18 protein-coding genes and 3 pseudogenes are annotated in these 15,595 nt (G+C 60.0%); 8 read left to right on the top strand and 13 right to left on the bottom strand.

Features of this window, described 5'->3' with window-relative positions; translation table 11 throughout:
* The 3 genes and pseudogenes from AC1D34_RS25790 to AC1D34_RS25800 form a co-directional block, all read right to left on the bottom strand.
* Nucleotides 1-182: RES domain-containing protein (locus AC1D34_RS25790; protein ID WP_476825718.1), on the bottom strand; the 182-nt coding region annotated here is incomplete at its 3' end.
* Complete coding sequence (gene parS / locus AC1D34_RS25795) at nt 179-643, bottom strand: type II RES/Xre toxin-antitoxin system antitoxin (RefSeq protein WP_441508527.1); 465 nt, start codon at nt 641-643, stop codon at nt 179-181. The genes parS and AC1D34_RS25790, both read right to left, overlap by 4 nt.
* A gap of 81 nt (nt 644-724) precedes the next feature.
* A pseudogene (locus AC1D34_RS25800) lies at nt 725-1,115 on the bottom strand (IS110 family transposase); the annotation flags it as partial.
* A gap of 69 nt (nt 1,116-1,184) precedes the next feature.
* Between AC1D34_RS25800 and AC1D34_RS25805 the strand changes: the two are divergent.
* The gene (locus tag AC1D34_RS25805) at nt 1,185-1,322 is read left to right on the top strand and encodes a 4-fold beta flower protein (protein WP_476825719.1); all 138 of its coding nucleotides are present in this window, start codon (nt 1,185-1,187) and stop codon (nt 1,320-1,322) included.
* 648 nt (nt 1,323-1,970) lie between these two features.
* Here AC1D34_RS25805 and tnpC read toward each other — a convergent pair.
* Nucleotides 1,971-2,779: pseudogene (gene tnpC / locus AC1D34_RS25810) on the bottom strand (IS66 family transposase); the annotation flags it as partial.
* Between the two features lie 61 nt (nt 2,780-2,840).
* Here tnpC and AC1D34_RS25815 point away from each other — a divergent pair.
* Entirely contained in the window at nt 2,841-3,845 is a 1,005-nt protein-coding gene (locus AC1D34_RS25815) for an IS110 family RNA-guided transposase (RefSeq protein WP_476825720.1), read from the top strand.
* A 228-nt stretch (nt 3,846-4,073) separates the two neighbouring features.
* Here the strand turns inward: AC1D34_RS25815 and AC1D34_RS25820 are convergent.
* Nucleotides 4,074-4,253: pseudogene (locus AC1D34_RS25820) on the bottom strand (IS66 family transposase); the annotation flags it as partial.
* A 172-nt stretch (nt 4,254-4,425) separates the two neighbouring features.
* Between AC1D34_RS25820 and AC1D34_RS25825 the strand changes: the two are divergent.
* Nucleotides 4,426-4,809 (top strand): hypothetical protein, encoded by a 384-nt coding sequence (locus AC1D34_RS25825; RefSeq protein WP_476777244.1) that lies wholly within the window; start codon nt 4,426-4,428, stop codon nt 4,807-4,809.
* Between the two features lie 13 nt (nt 4,810-4,822).
* Here the strand turns inward: AC1D34_RS25825 and AC1D34_RS25830 are convergent, their stop codons facing one another.
* The 7 genes from AC1D34_RS25830 to AC1D34_RS25860 form a co-directional block, all read right to left on the bottom strand.
* Nucleotides 4,823-5,161: a hypothetical protein gene (locus AC1D34_RS25830; protein ID WP_476777243.1), complete on the bottom strand. Its 339-nt coding sequence runs from the start codon at nt 5,159-5,161 to the stop codon at nt 4,823-4,825.
* A gap of 2 nt (nt 5,162-5,163) precedes the next feature.
* Nucleotides 5,164-5,757 carry an IS5 family transposase gene (locus AC1D34_RS25835; protein WP_476825721.1) on the bottom strand — a complete coding sequence of 198 codons (594 nt, stop codon included), beginning with the start codon at nt 5,755-5,757 and terminating at the stop codon, nt 5,164-5,166.
* A 230-nt stretch (nt 5,758-5,987) separates the two neighbouring features.
* Complete coding sequence (locus tag AC1D34_RS25840; RefSeq protein WP_476777241.1) at nt 5,988-6,677, bottom strand: amino acid ABC transporter permease; 690 nt, start codon at nt 6,675-6,677, stop codon at nt 5,988-5,990.
* Between the two features lie 17 nt (nt 6,678-6,694).
* Nucleotides 6,695-7,402, bottom strand: coding sequence for an amino acid ABC transporter permease (locus tag AC1D34_RS25845; protein WP_476825726.1), 708 nt, complete (start codon nt 7,400-7,402; stop codon nt 6,695-6,697).
* 180 nt (nt 7,403-7,582) lie between these two features.
* Nucleotides 7,583-8,422, bottom strand: coding sequence for a transporter substrate-binding domain-containing protein (locus AC1D34_RS25850; RefSeq protein WP_476825722.1), 840 nt, complete (start codon nt 8,420-8,422; stop codon nt 7,583-7,585).
* 17 nt (nt 8,423-8,439) lie between these two features.
* Entirely contained in the window at nt 8,440-9,180 is a 741-nt protein-coding gene (locus AC1D34_RS25855) for an amino acid ABC transporter ATP-binding protein (protein ID WP_476825727.1), read from the bottom strand.
* Between the two features lie 55 nt (nt 9,181-9,235).
* On the bottom strand, nt 9,236-10,705 hold the full coding sequence (locus tag AC1D34_RS25860; RefSeq protein WP_476825723.1) for an NAD(P)-binding domain-containing protein: 1,470 nt from the start codon (nt 10,703-10,705) through the stop codon (nt 9,236-9,238).
* A 295-nt stretch (nt 10,706-11,000) separates the two neighbouring features.
* Between AC1D34_RS25860 and AC1D34_RS25865 the strand changes: the two genes are divergently transcribed.
* From AC1D34_RS25865 to AC1D34_RS25885, 5 genes are all read left to right on the top strand, one after another.
* Nucleotides 11,001-11,471 carry a CMD domain-containing protein gene (locus AC1D34_RS25865; RefSeq protein WP_476777238.1) on the top strand — a complete coding sequence of 157 codons (471 nt, stop codon included), beginning with the start codon at nt 11,001-11,003 and terminating at the stop codon, nt 11,469-11,471.
* Entirely contained in the window at nt 11,468-12,043 is a 576-nt protein-coding gene (locus AC1D34_RS25870) for a peroxidase-related enzyme (RefSeq protein WP_476825724.1), read from the top strand. The genes AC1D34_RS25865 and AC1D34_RS25870 overlap by 4 nt, the downstream gene beginning before the upstream one ends.
* A gap of 3 nt (nt 12,044-12,046) precedes the next feature.
* Nucleotides 12,047-13,132, top strand: coding sequence for a LysR family transcriptional regulator (locus tag AC1D34_RS25875; RefSeq protein WP_476825725.1), 1,086 nt, complete (start codon nt 12,047-12,049; stop codon nt 13,130-13,132).
* Between the two features lie 213 nt (nt 13,133-13,345).
* Nucleotides 13,346-13,723, top strand: coding sequence for a hypothetical protein (locus AC1D34_RS25880; protein WP_476777235.1), 378 nt, complete (start codon nt 13,346-13,348; stop codon nt 13,721-13,723).
* Complete coding sequence (locus tag AC1D34_RS25885) at nt 13,704-13,979, top strand: NAD/NADP octopine/nopaline dehydrogenase family protein (RefSeq protein ID WP_476777234.1); 276 nt, start codon at nt 13,704-13,706, stop codon at nt 13,977-13,979. The genes AC1D34_RS25880 and AC1D34_RS25885 overlap by 20 nt, the downstream gene beginning before the upstream one ends.
* 347 nt (nt 13,980-14,326) lie before the next feature.
* On the opposite strand, the gene AC1D34_RS25890 is transcribed toward AC1D34_RS25885, so the two are convergent.
* Nucleotides 14,327-15,478 (bottom strand): ABC transporter substrate-binding protein, encoded by a 1,152-nt coding sequence (locus tag AC1D34_RS25890; protein ID WP_476777250.1) that lies wholly within the window; start codon nt 15,476-15,478, stop codon nt 14,327-14,329.
* Between the last annotated feature and the right edge of the window lie 117 nt (nt 15,479-15,595).

A 15,595-nucleotide genomic window follows, 5' to 3' on the forward strand; every position in this document is an offset into this window, starting at 1 on the left:
ATATACCGCACGCACTCCGGCGCTATTCCATCGCCATATACCGCACGCACTCCGGCGCTATTCCATCGCCCTCCGACCCGATAGGCTCCTTCTCCGCTATCCCAGGTCGATGCATGGATGGCTTGATCGAGGCGCCAAGCTATTAGCTCGGCGCCTCCAAGCACGCTCGGCAATGGCGTCACGCATAGACACCGTAGTCGAGCCGGGTCAGATAGTCCTCTACCAGCTCGACGCCGGCCGGAGTCGCCAGAAGGTCGATCGGGCGACGCTGGTCAAGGCCGATCGCGGGGCGTTCGAACCACTGTTCAGCCTCTGCCTGCGAACCGAAAACATCCGTTGCCTTCGACAGAATCTCGGCGAACTTCCACGCCCGTCCACTCTGCTCCTGGCTCAGCGGTTTTGCGGGCGCGTCCTTGCGCCGCTGATAGGTTCGCAGGCTCATGCCGAACGCCTTCTCCAGCGAATCCGCCTTCTGAATATGGGTGAGCTGCCCGACAAGATGATCCAGTGCCGAAGGCGGTAGGCCTCGTAGCAACATCTCATGCGCGTCCAGGGAGCTAGTGACGCGCCACGCTAGCAGCTTGGCGCCGCCCAGCAGTTCCGTCACCCTGTGCAGGGTTCCACCGGTTTCCGGTGGCATCATCTTCTCAGCCGAAACCACCATGGCTCATCCCCCCGTTAGTCAACTGTCGCAAAATTATATGACAGGTGACGCKCCGAGTTTCAAGGGCCTGCTTGACTGCGGCCTAACTCGGCTCTGAACGAGTGGCCGGCCGGAGTTTTTGACGTGGACCGGTTTAAGCAGCCCGACGCGCATCATCTGTGCGATGCCGAGCGCGTCATTGCGATCGGTCATGTTGTTCCGGGCCGAAAGCGCAGCGCGCATATGTCGGGTCTCGACGTGGATCACCGGCAGTACCGCCTCGACCAAGCCGGCATAGAGCCACGATGAAAGCGGTCCTGCCTCCAGACCAATGCGAGCTCAGATGTGGCCGAGGCCGATGGCGCTGATCGCTTCAGGGTGTGCGATACACGACCTTTCCCTGGCGATCGACGATACAGACCGCGGTCTCTTTCACGGAGACATCGAGGCCGACGTGGTGCTGCTGGCTCATGGTGGGGCTCCGACGTTGGATCGGGGCACCATCATGCCGYGGCTTCCGCCGCGCGACCATCGTCGAGGAATGACGATCTATCTTTGGAGCGGCAAGCGCGTTGCGTATCTGAAGAAGAGCAATACCGGGTACGACGTCTACGGCTTCAACGGTGATCATCTCGGCTGGTCGTTACCACTGGCACCCTCGATGATCGCTACGAGATGAGCGGGCTGCTGTCAGAGGAAGAATGGGAAGCAACGTTCGGCATGCGCGAACGATTGGCCAGTTAAGTGCGGCTCCACTTTTTCACACAGTAAGGCGAGTTGGATGACCCGCATCAGGAGAGGTAGCGCTCCGTGTCACTGCGCCTGACCGTGAGGCGCGGTAGTGGCCAAGACTAAGTCGTCGATTGCCTTCTTGAGGGATAGGAGCCCTTCACGGCTACTTTGAAGCTGGCACGAAACGACCGGGACGATGGGGATAGTCTGGTCGCGCATTACGGTGGGGCGACCGGTAATCAAAACGATGCTGTAGAGGCCGTTCCCGTGCAGGAGGCCGCCGACGCCGTCAAAGGCTATCGTAGGAGCCCCATAGTCGACGGCGGCAGGCCTCGATGACTCCTCGGATTTGGTCAAAATCCACCCCCTACCTTTTGGAACTTTTGCCTGATCCTGCTGCACAGCTACGACAGAGTCCATTCGCGCAGTTCTAGTGACGGGCCTTCTGTGCAGTGTCCGGGCGAGATCAAGTCCTAATTGACCTTAGGCCAAAGCAATSGTCGACTGGCCGAGTGGCTGTACGCATACGACGAGGGCCGCGGGATAGAGGCCCGCGCGCGTACGATGTCGGCGCTATGATAGCGGTTTGCGAGGGTCAGGCGGCCTGCTGATCTGCGGGCTTTTCAGCTTCGCGCAGGAGCCGCCACTMCCAGGGCAGGAGTTCGCGCAGACGCGAGACGGGCAGATCRGCGATGCGGGCCAGGACGTCGGCGAGCCAGGCCTTCGGGTCGACGCCGTTGAGGCGGGCTGTGGCGATGAGGGTGAGCATGACGGCGGCACGATCGGCGCCGCGCTTGGAACCGGCGAAGGTCCAGTTGCGCCGTCCCAGAGCAATGCCTCGCAGCGCGCTTTCGCGGCGTTGTTGGACAAACAGATCCTGCCGTCATCGAGGAAGCGGGCGAAGTCGGCCCAGCGCCTGAGCATGTAGTTGATCGGCTTCAGGACCTCGGCGGAGCGCGAGAGGGTTTCGCGCTCGCGGAGCAACCAGGCATGCATGTCGTCGAGAAGCGGCTTGCTCTTTTCCTGGCGCACGGCATGCCGCTCGTCGGCGCTGCAGCCATTGATGGCGCGCTCGATCTCGAACAGCGCGTCGAGGCGCCTGACCGCCTCCAGGGCGATCGGGGAGACCGGTTTGCCCTTCTTGCCGTCGCGGGCCTTTTTCGCGATGTCGGCTAGCTCGAAGAATCCGCGCCGGGCATGAGCGTAGCAAAACGCCGGCGTGATTGGCTGTTGCTTCCGCTGGGGGTCGAACAGCGGCTCAAAGCCGCTGTAACAGTCGCATTGAAGGATGCCTGCGAACCCGGCCAGATGCTTCTGCGGGTGCTCGCCGCGTCGGTCGCTCGAGGCGTAATAGACCGCCGCCGGCGGCGCAGGTCCGGCGAAGGGGCCGTCATCGCGCACATAATGAGAYGGACGGTCCCCGCTACTGATAGGCTTCAGCGGCTCCAGCATGAGGAGGACAGCCATGACAAGGATGACGATCGGTCTCGATATCTCGAAAAGCTGGTTTCAGGTTCACGGGGTCACCGAGGATGGTGAGATCATTCGCCGAAAACTGGCCCGTGGAAAGGTTCTCGATTTCTTTTCACGGCTCCCAGGTTGCGTCGTCGGCCTCGARGCATGCGGCAGTGCTCATCATTGGGCCCGGGAGTTGTCCAAGTTGGGCCATGAGCCCAAGCTCATGCCGGCCCGTTACGTGCGCGCTTATGTGAAGACGAACAAGCACGACGCCGCAGACGCGGAAGCCTGTTGGGAGGCAGTTCAGCGTCCCGGCATGCGGTTCGTTCCTCTCAAGAGCGCGGAGCAGCAAGGATTGTTGATGCTCCATCGCACGCGCGATCTCCTGACACGGCAACGAACCGGTGCGGTGAACGCTCTGCGTGGTCACCTGGCCGAATTCGGCATCGTTGCCGCCAAGGGAAAGGCAAGTGCCCGCGATTTGATGGAGCTCGTCGGAACTGATGAGCGCATTCCGGAATGTGCCCGCAGGGCCCTCCTGGTTTTGGCCGATCAGATCCGAGAGACCGAGCAGAATATCGAGCGCTATGATCGGGCCATCCTCRCAACCGCCCAGGACGATGAGGTCTGCCGCCGGCTGATGAAAGTGACCACGATAGGCCCGTTCGCCGCGACCGCGCTTGCTGCCACGGTGGGCGATCCCAAGCATTTTTCTTCGGCACGGCACTTTGCTGCCTGGCTTGGACTAGTGCCAAAACAGCACTCGACCSGAGGCAAGGAGCGGCTCGGCGGGATCAGCAAGCGTGGTGATGGCTACATCCGCAAGCTGCTGATCCATGGGGCTCGAGCGGCTGTCCATCGTGTCCGGATTCATCAGGTGAGAAACGCTTGGATCACCGAGCTGCTCGACCGACGTCCGTTCAACGTCGCAACCGTCGCGCTCGCCAACAAAACCGCTCGGATCGCATGGGCGATCATGATGAGCGGGGAGGAATACCGGCTTCCGGCGTAAAATCGGAACCCGGTTCGTCTGCGAGGGCATTCGGCAAAGTGATGGCAACCGGTCGGACCGGGATCGGCCAAGCCCGTTGGACCTATCGAGCTTCGCGCTCGCCAACGTAATTGGGCGCCGATCCGCGGATCTCATCAAGGCCCGTGGCAGCGACGCCATAAGGCCGGATAGATAGCTGCAACGACGATTTGCCGGAACGATGCGAATATCCCTTGCGAAGCGGGGGCCGATCGGGACCGTCGTGTCGTCGACATGGTTCTCAATCAGGTCGAAGACTGGCTTCAGAGCGAAGGTTCCATGGCCGACCTGGTCGGCCAACGTCGAYAGCGGCAGGTCGATCCCCTCGGCCTTGAAGCGTGCGCTCTGGCGGTTGAGCGGAGCGTGCATGCCGAACTTGTCGAACAGTAAGTTCCGATGAGACCCCGTTATACACTCCTTTGATCCCCTCGCGGCCGTGAGCACCGGAGAGGAAATTGCGGGCTTTTTTTGGTGGCAATCCCAAAAACCCCATGGACTCATCGATTCAAAGAAAACCATTCTCGGAGTATAGTAATCTTCTTCAGATAACGGGGAGGGTGTTATGGGGTATAACGCACTTGACGTTAAACGGGGTCTTTCGATTTCGATAAAGGAAGAATTAGAAAGAACCAACAAGGGTAAAGTCCTGGAAATTGAGATATTCTTGGGAGATGAAAGCTACGTAGCGATCGCTTTCGCGGCAGTTCAAATTATTAGCGAAAAAGAGAAAGCGGTGAAGGCTGTGATTTGCCTTTTGAAGGAAGACCAAACGCTTGCCCATCCAAACGTGATGTTTAAGCAAATGGCAGAAGAGGAAGACCCTCTCGCGTCCTTCTGCCCGATGCATATCCTCAATCTATTGACCCCAACTGAAAATGAGTGCGCAAATCAATGGAGAAAGCGATGTGCTTTCAATGTAGATATACCCTACGCTCAGAATGATTAGAGCGCAGTCGACGTCATTCACCGGGTTTCACTTTGTCGACGGTGGAAAAGCCCGTCGATATGATTGTTCCGACAAATCCGGGTGACCCGGTTTGGATCAAAATCCCGGTGAAGGACGTCGGTATGGCTACGCCCATCATCTTCTGCATCGAGGGTCTCGACCGATGCCAGTACCCAGCCAAGTATGGGATCTCGCTGACGTCGGCCGGAGCCTCGGCCGTGGCAAGGCTATCGCCTTTCGGGGCAGCACGAACAGCGCGTTCACCGGGGAGGGGAACATTCCCTACGAGCTCTGCTGTACCGCACAGGACGATGTGCCGAGCCAGCCCGTGCTGGTCAGCCTGGGCGTTCATGCTCAATCCTCCACGAAAACGGCCGATGGCGTGACCCGCCACCCCCTTTTTCCACCAGCGCCATGTTGCCGGGTAGGCATGATCGGGCCGTCGATGAAGTGTATCGAGGCTGGCGATCTAGCCGCGAGAGCTTCGAAGACCTTGAGCCAGACACCTGCCCTGGTCCAGCGATTGAAGCGACCATAGGCCGTCGTGTACGGGCCATACCGGCTCGGCAGGTCTCGCCATTGCGAACCTGTCCGAAGCACATAGAAGATGCCGTTGATTACCTGTCGGTCGTCCACCCGAGCGACACCGCGCGGTATGTTCGGCAAAAGAGGCTCGATCAGCCGCCATTCCATCTCGTWCAAATCGTATCGCGCTGTCCAAGCCTCCTCTCCGAGGCCCTGGACTATTAACCAACACTCAAGCCCGCAACATTTTATGGGTTCACAACCTAAGCTGCCAGCTCCCCGCCGGCCCGCGCTGAACGCGATCGGGGAGATCACGAGTGCGGCGAGAGCTAGCACGATCCCGATGCGCAGCCAGACAGCTTTGACAACTTTCGCAGTCCGAAATGAGTTTTCGCCATCTACCAAATAGACATGGGTCGACATGGCGTCGCTCCTTGTTTGGCCCGAAGACAAAAGTGAAGTTAAACTCTGCCGTCGTCATAGACGGCCCATATTCGTTCTTTGTGCGCCTGCGTAATCTTCTTGCTGTTGGTCAATCCGAGTTCCGGGGCAGGCCAGGTGGTTGTCTCCACCCCCGCCGAATACGCCAGCAGCTTCGGTTCGGCAGGCTGCGACGCAACCTGATCGCTAGTGAGTTGCGGCGACGCTACCCTTTACCAGACCCTAAGGGCTCGCTCCGTCCTGTCGGCAAGTTGTGTAACGATATACGCGATCACCATGTAGATCACGACGGCAATCAAAAAGGCTTCGAGGTAGTAGAAATTCAGCGCAGCCGTCAATTGGGACTGTGCAAAGATATCGATCACCTCAATTGCGAAGCCAAGAGACAGCGCCTTCATGATCACCATGATCGAGCTGGCCAGGTCCGGGATTGCCGCGACGACCACTTGTGGAAACAGGATCCGTCGGAACAGTTGACTGTTCTTATAGCCCAACGATTGAGCCGCATCTGCTTGACCTGTATCAAAAGAATTCAGTGCTCCCTTGACAATCTCCGCTTGGAACGCAGCCATACAGGCTATCAAAGAAACAACGAGGATGACCCAATTCGATGTTGCGTGGCCGTTGAGTGTCACTCCGACAAGTGAGCCGAAGAATTGAATCACTGCGGGAAGACTGTAGTATACCAGGAAGATCACGATAACCTTCGGGACGCCTTTAAAGGCTACCTTGTACGCCATTACGAATTCCCGCAATACAGGGATCTGTCGATGCTCAACGAGCGCAAATAGGCCACCTATGATCGTCGAGAAGACGAAGACGAGGAGCGCCATCGCGAGCGTCACGGGCACCGCACCCACGATTTCCCGAAAATCTGGAAGCAAAACATCCATATCAAACATGGTGATCGACCTCTCTGTCAGGCGCTCGCCATGAGCGTGGTCTTAATCGGCGCAGCGTTTGGTACGTACATCGATGAGCGAAGCTCGAAAAAGCGCACGATGAGCCATACGATCAGGCACATCGCAGAATAGATAACGGCAAGTACAAGGTATGTTTGGAATTGATACTGGTTATAATCGCGCTCCATGATCAGGTGCGCAGTTGCCATCACGTCGGCTGCGCCGATATACATAACCAAAGCAACATTGTGTATCATATAGATTAGTGAATTTCCGTATCCTGGCAATGCGATATGCACTGTTTGGGGGCCTACGACACGGAAGATCTTTTGTAGAAATGAATATCCCAGGCTGTCCGCGGCATCATGCTGGCCGCGATCGATGGCCAAGAATGCGGGTCGCATGACCTCTGACAGATACCCGCCGTGGTAGAGGCTCAGTCCCAACATTGAAGCTGCTGTAGCAGAGAGAAAATCCGGGACGCCGAATAGGCCTGCCAATACGGGGAGCCCGTAGAAGGCGACAAAAAGCTGCAGGACGACGGGAACACTGCGTGCATAGGATACGTAAAGGTCGGCCAGCTGWCTGATTACGGGCACCCTGCGAACTCGGAATGTCGTCGCGACCAAAGCCAGGCAGAACCCGGCAAAGAGGGCCACGAACATGATGGCGAGCGTCAGCGGCAATGCTGAGAGGAGCTCGGGTATCATGGCATACATGTCCATGAGGCTCACTTTGAACACTCCTTCTCGAACTTTTAAAATCGGTAGAAGAACGTACAGCGGCCGATTTGAAACGTCGGACTAAAAACGAGAGGCTATTTTCAGTCCGACGTTTAAGGAACGATACATTATCGTTGAGTCGTATAAGATTATTGACGGTCGACACTTTGGGGGCGAATTGCCCTATTTCATGTAGACGACGATGTCCTCTCCGAACCACTTCTTCGAGATCTTGCTCAGAGTGCCGTCGTCCTTTAGTTCCTTCAGGGTCTTGTCGACGTCTGCAAGCAAAGTCTTATTTTTGTCTGAATTATTAATCAGCATGTACGTATTGTTGATAGTAATCGGGTCGCTGGCGATGATATCTAGCTTCTGATTTTCGATGACTTCTTGCTGCCCGAGATTTGACGGCAGGATAGCTGCATCATATTTTTTATTCTGAATTTCATTCAAGCGATTCGGGTACGGGACACCGGCGTTTGATGCTGTGATGTCGAGCTTGTACGTCGGGTTATCCGCCTGCCATTGGGTAACGAACCTGTAAGTACCTCCGCCGGCCGTCAGGGGCACCACCTGCTTGCCGACCAGATCCTTCAATTCGTTAATGTTGCTTCCCTTGCGGCTATAGATCTTGAGCAAGCTGGCACCCATTGGGTTTTCCGGAATGAGGAATTGCTTGCTGCGTGCAGGATTCTTGTAGTAGCCCCCGGTTGATATGTCGTACTTACCGGTAACGAGGCCCGTCTCCTGCGCAATATCAGCGGCGCCTTCCATTTCGAACTTGTACTGCGGCAGCTTTGCATTGATCGCTTTGAGGACATCGGGCTCATATCCTTGCGGCTCAACGCCGATTGCGCCCCATGACAGAGGCTTGGACTCTGCCGACGTCGCGATCTTGATCGTCCGGACTGAGCTGCCAGAGGTCTGACCATAGCTGGCCCCGGCGGTTGAAAGAGCAATCGCTACTCCGCCAACAACAGCCAAACCGAACTGACGGCGCGAAAGTGATTTCGTTGCAGACATTGTCTAGGAATCCTTTCTTAGTTGTATGCGTGTTCGGAATTGAGGAATTGGGCGAGGCGTGGGCTGGATGGTGTATCGAAAATCTCAGTCGGGCTTCCGTCCGCAGCGACGACGCCCTTATCCATGAAGATAATTCGGTTCGAGATGCTCTTTGCAAACTGCATCTCGTGGGTCACAAGGAGAGAAGTAATTCCTGATGATGCGACATCTTTGATCACCTTCAGAACTTCGCCAACGAGTTCAGGATCAAGCGATGACGTGGGTTCGTCGAAGAGCATCACATCCGGCCGAACTGCCAACGCACGCGCGATGCCGGTGCGCTGGAGCTGTCCACCAGAGAGCTGGGACGGATAGCTGTCTTGCTTCGCGGAGAGGCCAACCCGGTCAAGCTCTTGCAGGGCGATTTCACGCKCTTCGTCCTTGGACTTGCGCTGCACGACCACAAGCGGATCCATCACGTTCTGAATGACCGTCATGTTCTTGAAGACGTTGAATTGCTGGAAAACCATGGCCGTCCGGCACCGGATCGCCTGGATCGCTGCCTTGTCTACACGCCGGTAATCCATCCGAATCTGGTCGAACGTGATGGTTCCAGATGCGGGCTTAACCAGGTAGTTGATGCACTTTAGCAGCGTGGTCTTGCCGGTACCACTAGGGCCGATGATCGACACCACGTCGCCGCGCCGCACGGAGAGATCGACACCGTTCAGGACCTGTGTGTTCCCGTAGGACAGCTTTAAATCTTTGATTTCAAGCATTTCTGGCTGGCGTCCTCTCGCCGGAGTGCTGTCGAGTTCGATGAAGCTTGCGGTGTCAGGCTGCAGCATGGGGTGCTCCCAGGGTGGCGTCGGCGTCGGTCCACTCGTCGCCGAGCAGCTCAGGCGTGTCGAAGGCCTTCAGGGCGTCAAAATGCTGTTCCCGGTCGGCAACGAAGAGGCTGCGCACGATGCCGCGCGCCAGCCGGTCGGCGCCTTCGCTGATCGCCGGGATGTCGCCAGAGAGCTTGCCGTGGCTCAGCGTCGCCGGAAAGTTGAAGCAGTGAATCTGATGGAGCGCCGGACAGACGCCCGGTGTCTTCTCCAGGAACTCGAAATTCTCGCCCAGGTCGGGCGAGCTTTCGAGCTCGGGATTGGGTAGGTCGGCTGGCGCCGCGAAGCGGTCGCGCCAGAGCCGGATGTGCGGCGCGACCTCGGCGAGCTCCGGTCGCGACAGGAGGTCGACCTGAAATCCCGTGCCGAAGATGATGAAGTCAGTCTCGTAGCGGCCCTTCGCCGTCGTGACGACGAGATGATCACTCGCTTCCTCCAGTTTGAGGAGGGGGCTGYCGAGATGGAAATGTGCGTTGGCATGTGCCGAGACCCGCAACGTACTCGGTCGCGGCGGTGGCGTCTGCGCCCGCAGCGTATGGTCGAGGAAGCGCCATTTCCACTCGTCCGGCAGGCCTGCGAAGCCGTGGACCACGCCCTGGCTGCCGATGCCGGTGAACTTGTTGACTCGCGGGATGTCGGAACGGCKGATGAAGAGGTCGAGCCGCGCGCACCCGGTTTCCAGTGCGACCGCGGCGTTGTCCATAGAGGAAGCGCCGGCACCAATCACCGCGACCCGCTTGCCGCGCAGCGCCTCGAAATCGATGGCGTCGGCGGTATGAGCGAAGAACCGCCGGTCTATCGTCCGCGCGATCGGCGGCAGGTAGGGCCCGCCGAGCCCGTCGCGCCCGTTCGCCAGGACGACGTGACGCGCCAAGACCGTACTTTCGGCCCCCGCCTTTGCGATACGCAGCGCCAAGAGCCCGTCCGGACGCGGCGCGATGGTCTTGACCTCGACACTGTTTTCGACTGGCAGCTCCAGCACCTTTCGATACCAGACGAGATAGTCCATCCAGACCGTGCGCGGTGCGCGATCGAGCACGTCCCAGGCGGCGGAGCCGAAGCGGGCTTCGTAATAGGCCCGGAACGTCAGTGCCGGCAGGCCCATGGCGGGGCCGGTGAGTTGCTTCGGCGAGCGTAGCGTGCGCATGCGGGCGTACGTCACCCAGGGGCCCTCCGAGCCCGCGGGAGCACGGTCATAGACGGCGTGGTTGTCGACGCCGAGCCGCTTCAGCATGCCCGAGGCGACCAGACCCGCCATTCCCGCCCCGACGACGACGACGTCGCGAACGCGCACTCCCCCGACTTCGCGCAGAGGCACCCAGGATTTGGCCGGCAACTCCAGCCAGGCGAGATCCTGCGCCAGTCGCGCTTCCAATGCATCGAGCCCCGTCGAGCCTATCAGAGCGTGGTTCATCGCGAGATTTCCTCGAGATTTCCTACACCGTGGATATGGCGCGTGACGGGGGGCTGAGAGCGGTCGGAGCGCGTCCTGGCGCTTCCGGCCGACATCACGGCCGCGGGGGCCTCGAGATGCGCGACGTCGCGGGATGCTCTATTCATTTCACGGATCATAGGTTGTCATTGATGCAGATCAAACATGCAACTGTGATGAATCTGCCGTGTTATCTAACATTTTGGAATGCATGGGCCGCCTTGATGCGCGGACTGCATAGTGAGACTGTACCGACGCTTTAGCGAGGGCGGGAATTGTGACGCTGATCGAAGACATGGCTGGAATCCGAGCCGGCACGCCATTGGCCGAGGCGTTAGCGGCACGGGCCGAAATTTTGCGGCTGAGCCAAGCGAGCCAGGACGCGGTTCTGCTGCCCAAGGAGGCCGGCGGACTCAGTCATGGCTTGCGCGCGGCGCTCGCGGCACGCATGGCCCGCCAGAACGCGCAACACTCGCTTGCGGCGCATTATGACGATCTGATGCGCCGCAGCGGCGAGGTGCAAGCAGACGCAGTGTCGGCGTCCGAACAAACGCGCATTGCTGCGATCGTGGCGCATTCCGATCGGCTGACGCTGCGCCCGCGCGATGCCACGCGACGCGACATCGAAGCGCTAAAGGTGGCCGGCGTCGGCGAGCCCGACATTGTTCGCCTCGCCGAACTCGCCGCCTTCGTGAACTATCAGGCGCGGGTCATCAGGGGCCTGCAGGCCCTGGGAGGGGCAAAATGAGCCGCGTCGTTCACGCCTTCACGACCAAGGTCCCGGTCTGGTCGCCTTATGTCACACCCGTCGACCCCACCACGGCGACGCCCGAGCAGATTGCGGCGATGCAGGTGACGCCCTCGAACAAGGGCGTCTCAACTTATGTCCTGACGTTGGCGCACGACCCGGAATCTCTGGCCGTGCGCTCGCCGCTCTTCAATCAGATCATGTACGGCAAGGACGGCCTGACCTCGGCCGAACGCGAGCTCGGTGCTGTCGGGGCCTCCGTCGTCAATCGCTGCGTTTACTGTGCGGCCGTTCACGCCTCGCGCTTCAACGGCCTGACCAAGCGCCCTGAGGTCATGGATGCGATCTTCAGGGACGAGCGCGACGCGAAGCTCGAGCCGCGCGACCAGGCGATCTTCGACTTTGCCGCCGAGCTTTCCGAGACGCCCCCCGCGCTCGACCAGGCAGCGGTCGAGACCCTTCGGGAGGCAGGCCTCACCACATTGGAAGCCGTGGACCTCGTCTTCTCGGCTGCGATCTTCGGCTGGGCCAACCGCCTCATGCATACGTTGGGCGAACCGACAGAACCGTAATCATTGCCTCAAGGAAAAAACGAATCTCGCCCGTTGCCAAGATCGAGTTGGGATGTCGGCTCATTATCCTTTCCGTTAAATGTCCGCAGCATTCAAAAATTATTGATGGCGAGTGACATGGATCTGAGACAACTGGAAGCATTCGCCGCGGTCATGTCTGCCGGGAGCATTACCGGCGCCGCACGGTTGCTCGGACGTTCCCAACCTGCGCTAACGCGCCTGATCCAGGATCTCGAATCCTCGCTCGGCTTTGATCTGCTGCATCGCGCCGGTCCTCGTGTCACCACCACCGAGAAAGGTCTGCGTTTTTACCAGGAGGTCGAGCCAGTGATGGCTTGGCTTCGGCAATTGCGCGAGCGAGCCGATGCCATCGCGCTCGATAGGCCCCGCTCGCTGTCGATTGCCTCGATCGCTTCCTTCGCCGTCGGGATGCTGCCGGCCGCGCTCCAGCGTCTCGACGCTACCGGCCTGCCAGAACAGGTCCACATCCGAACCTCGATCGCCGAGCAGGTCGTGCATAACGTTTCCACACAGGTTTCCGAGATCGGCATCACGAGCCTTCCCGTTGACCATCCCGCCCTGGAAATACACTGGATCGGGGAAGCACCATGCGTTGCGGCCGTTGCCGCCGACGATCCACTCGCCCAAGCAGAGCGCATTCCGCTTTCGGCACTGAATGGTCGACGCCTGATCACCATGGCCAATCCTTTCCGCTGGAGGCGGCGGGTCGACCTTGCGCTTCGGCAACAGGGCGTGACCCCGGCGTCCATTCTGGACACCAACACGTCCAACACCGCCATCATGTCGGCGCGTGCAGGCCTTGGCATCGCCATCGTAGAGCCGGTGATCGCCTATGGCATGCCGGTCAAAGGTGTAGCGATCCTGCCGATCGACGTAACCATCTCCTTTCTTTGGGCCGTCGTGACACCAAACGGGCGCCCACTTACGGCACTCGTCTCTGGCCTGATCGACGGGCTCGCGGACATTTCGCGCGAAACAATTCCCGGGTTTGTCATCCACCCCGCAACCGCACGCGACAGGTTGATAGCCGACGTCTTCAGTTCGGCAGACGCCGTCGTCAATGCGTGATCGAGACGATCGGCATTTCGGACTATCTGCGCCGATTTTATCAGTTTGACATGGAGGGTTTTTCTCCAATGCGCGTAAGCATTTTGGGCGCTGGCGGCGCCGCATTCGGCGCGGCCGCCCAACTTTCGGTGGGCGGACATCGGCCGACGCTATGGTCCCCTTCAGATCGCAGCACCCTCCGACCTGGCTGCTGGTTCGCCTCTGCGTGCCACGATGGCGATCGAAACGAGCTTTTATCCAGATGTCGCCTACAGCGCTAAGGAAGCCATCACCGAGTCGGACGTCGTGATGCTGGTGATGCCCGCTAACGCGCACAAGATGGCGCTTGAGGCAACGGCCGATTATCTGCGAGAGGGACAGGCGGTCATCATCAGTTCTCATGCGTCGTTCGGCGCGCTCTATCTTTCGCGACTACTCGCGGAACGCCGGGTTCGGGCGCCCACCTTCGCCTGGGGCACCACGTTGACCACAGGCCGGAAGACCTCGCCGACCGAGGTTAGCGTGAACTCCCGTCGTTCAAAGATCGCACTACGCGTTTTCCTATCAGCTACCTGTCGCGGGCATCGCCGAGATGAACGCAGAACTGCATAAGCGCGGCAAGGGCGGCTTTGGTCCCGCGACATCCGACAGCCGCTACGTCCTGGAAGACGCTCCGTTCGGGCTGTGGCCGACAATCCTTCTCGGGCGCCTTGCCGGTCGGCCGGCGACGCTTCACGAGGCTGGTCTGACAATGCTTTCAGGGGCCTATGGCCGTGATCTTGCTGAGGAGAACGACCTGCTGCCCGCCCTCCGCTTTGCGCAAATGTCGCGTGACGAACTCCAGCACAGAGCGCGTTTTGGCTTTTAGATGAGTAGTCTCCGTAGGAGCGAACTTCGGCATGTGCTGCCGCCCGATCGGACGTCTGCTTTCAGGCCTTGGTCGAAGGGGTAAAATCGACCCCGAGCCGACCTTCAGAACGTCCGCTCCCCGGCAGTTTGATCGCGAGTGCGTCACACGCAGCTGTGGTCGCCAGCCATGATCAAGGCGCCGGCGGCGGAAAAAAACGCGCGGGTTCGACACGAGTAAGAAGGCCGTCGGCCGCAAGCGCCATCGGCGCTCGCCATTCCCCCGAAACAACCGTCGGCTCTCCGGCGATGGGGACGCGCGGCGGACCGGGCCCCACGCCAGGGTCGCCATCGCTGCAGCTTGCGGGGCTATTTCTTCTCAATGTTCCAGAACAGCATGACCGGAGCCTTCAACACGCCGGACACGGTGGTCCGCCGGGCATAGGGCTGATCGAACTGGCCCAGCACCCGGTAGGGCTGCATCTCCGCCAAGCGCCGGTGCAGCGCCTCGACCGCGAGGGTCCGGCTGGCGTCATCGGGAGCATCGACCGCTGCGCCACGCAGCGTCTCGGCCTGCGCGTCGCAGGGCCAGCCTGCCCAGGCCTTCTCGCAGGCCATGTTGGTGCCGATGTTGGTCAAAGGGGACTGCATCGTCGCGCCGGACGCCGTCGTCACGAACAGGTTCCAGCCCCCCTGGTCCTGCGTTCCCCGGTTCCCCTGACGGGTCACGGCCGTGCCCCAATCGGAAACCTGCACGTCGATGTTGAATCCGACCTTCCTCAGCGAAGCCGCTGCGACCTCCGCCATGTGCCCGATCGGAGCGATGTCGTTGCTGGTGTTTAGAACCAGCTTCTCGCCCTTGTAACCACTTTCCGCCAGCAGGCGCTTGGCCGTCTCGAGGTCGGGCTTGGCAAAAGCCTCCGCGCCTGCCTCGGTGCCGTTCGGCCCGCCGCAGATGAAATAGGAATTGCAGCGCTTCCACCACTCCTCGTCACCATAGCCGGCGGCAAGGAATTCAGCTTGGTCCGTGGCATAGGCGAGGGCGAGGCGCGCCTTCGGGTCGTTGAAGGGCGGGTGCAGGCTGTTCGGCCGCAGCAACGCCTGGTTGGAGAGATTTGCAAAACGGTCGACCTTGATCTCCTTGCTCGTCGCAATGACGGGGATCAGGTCCTGGCTGGGCGTCTCCCAGATATCGATCTCGCCGGTCTGCAGGGCCGCGGCGGCCGTCGCCTGGTCGGGCATAATCACCCATTCGACGCGGTCGACCTTGACGACGCGTCCGCCGGCGAGCCCGTCGGCCGGCTCCTGCCGCGGCACGTAGTCGGGATTGCGGTCATAGACGACCTTGGCGCCACTACGCCATTCCGCCCGGTTGAAGCGGAATGGCCCGCTGCCGATCGTCTCGGTGACCGGCTTCATCGGGTCGCTCAATGCGTCACTCTCGCGCATGATCGCCGGGATCTGGCCGACCGCCGAGCCGAGCGCGAAGGGCACCAGCGCCATAGGGCGCTTGAGATGCAGAACGGCGTTGTCACGTTAACCGCGGACCATTGAAGCGAACTCAACCGGGTGACGGGCTCACGCTGCGAGGCCAGCGACGGCTTTCCATTGTGCCATGGCGCACAGACGATGCAGATG

It is taken from the genome of Allobosea sp. P1_A7, from assembly GCF_056406775.1.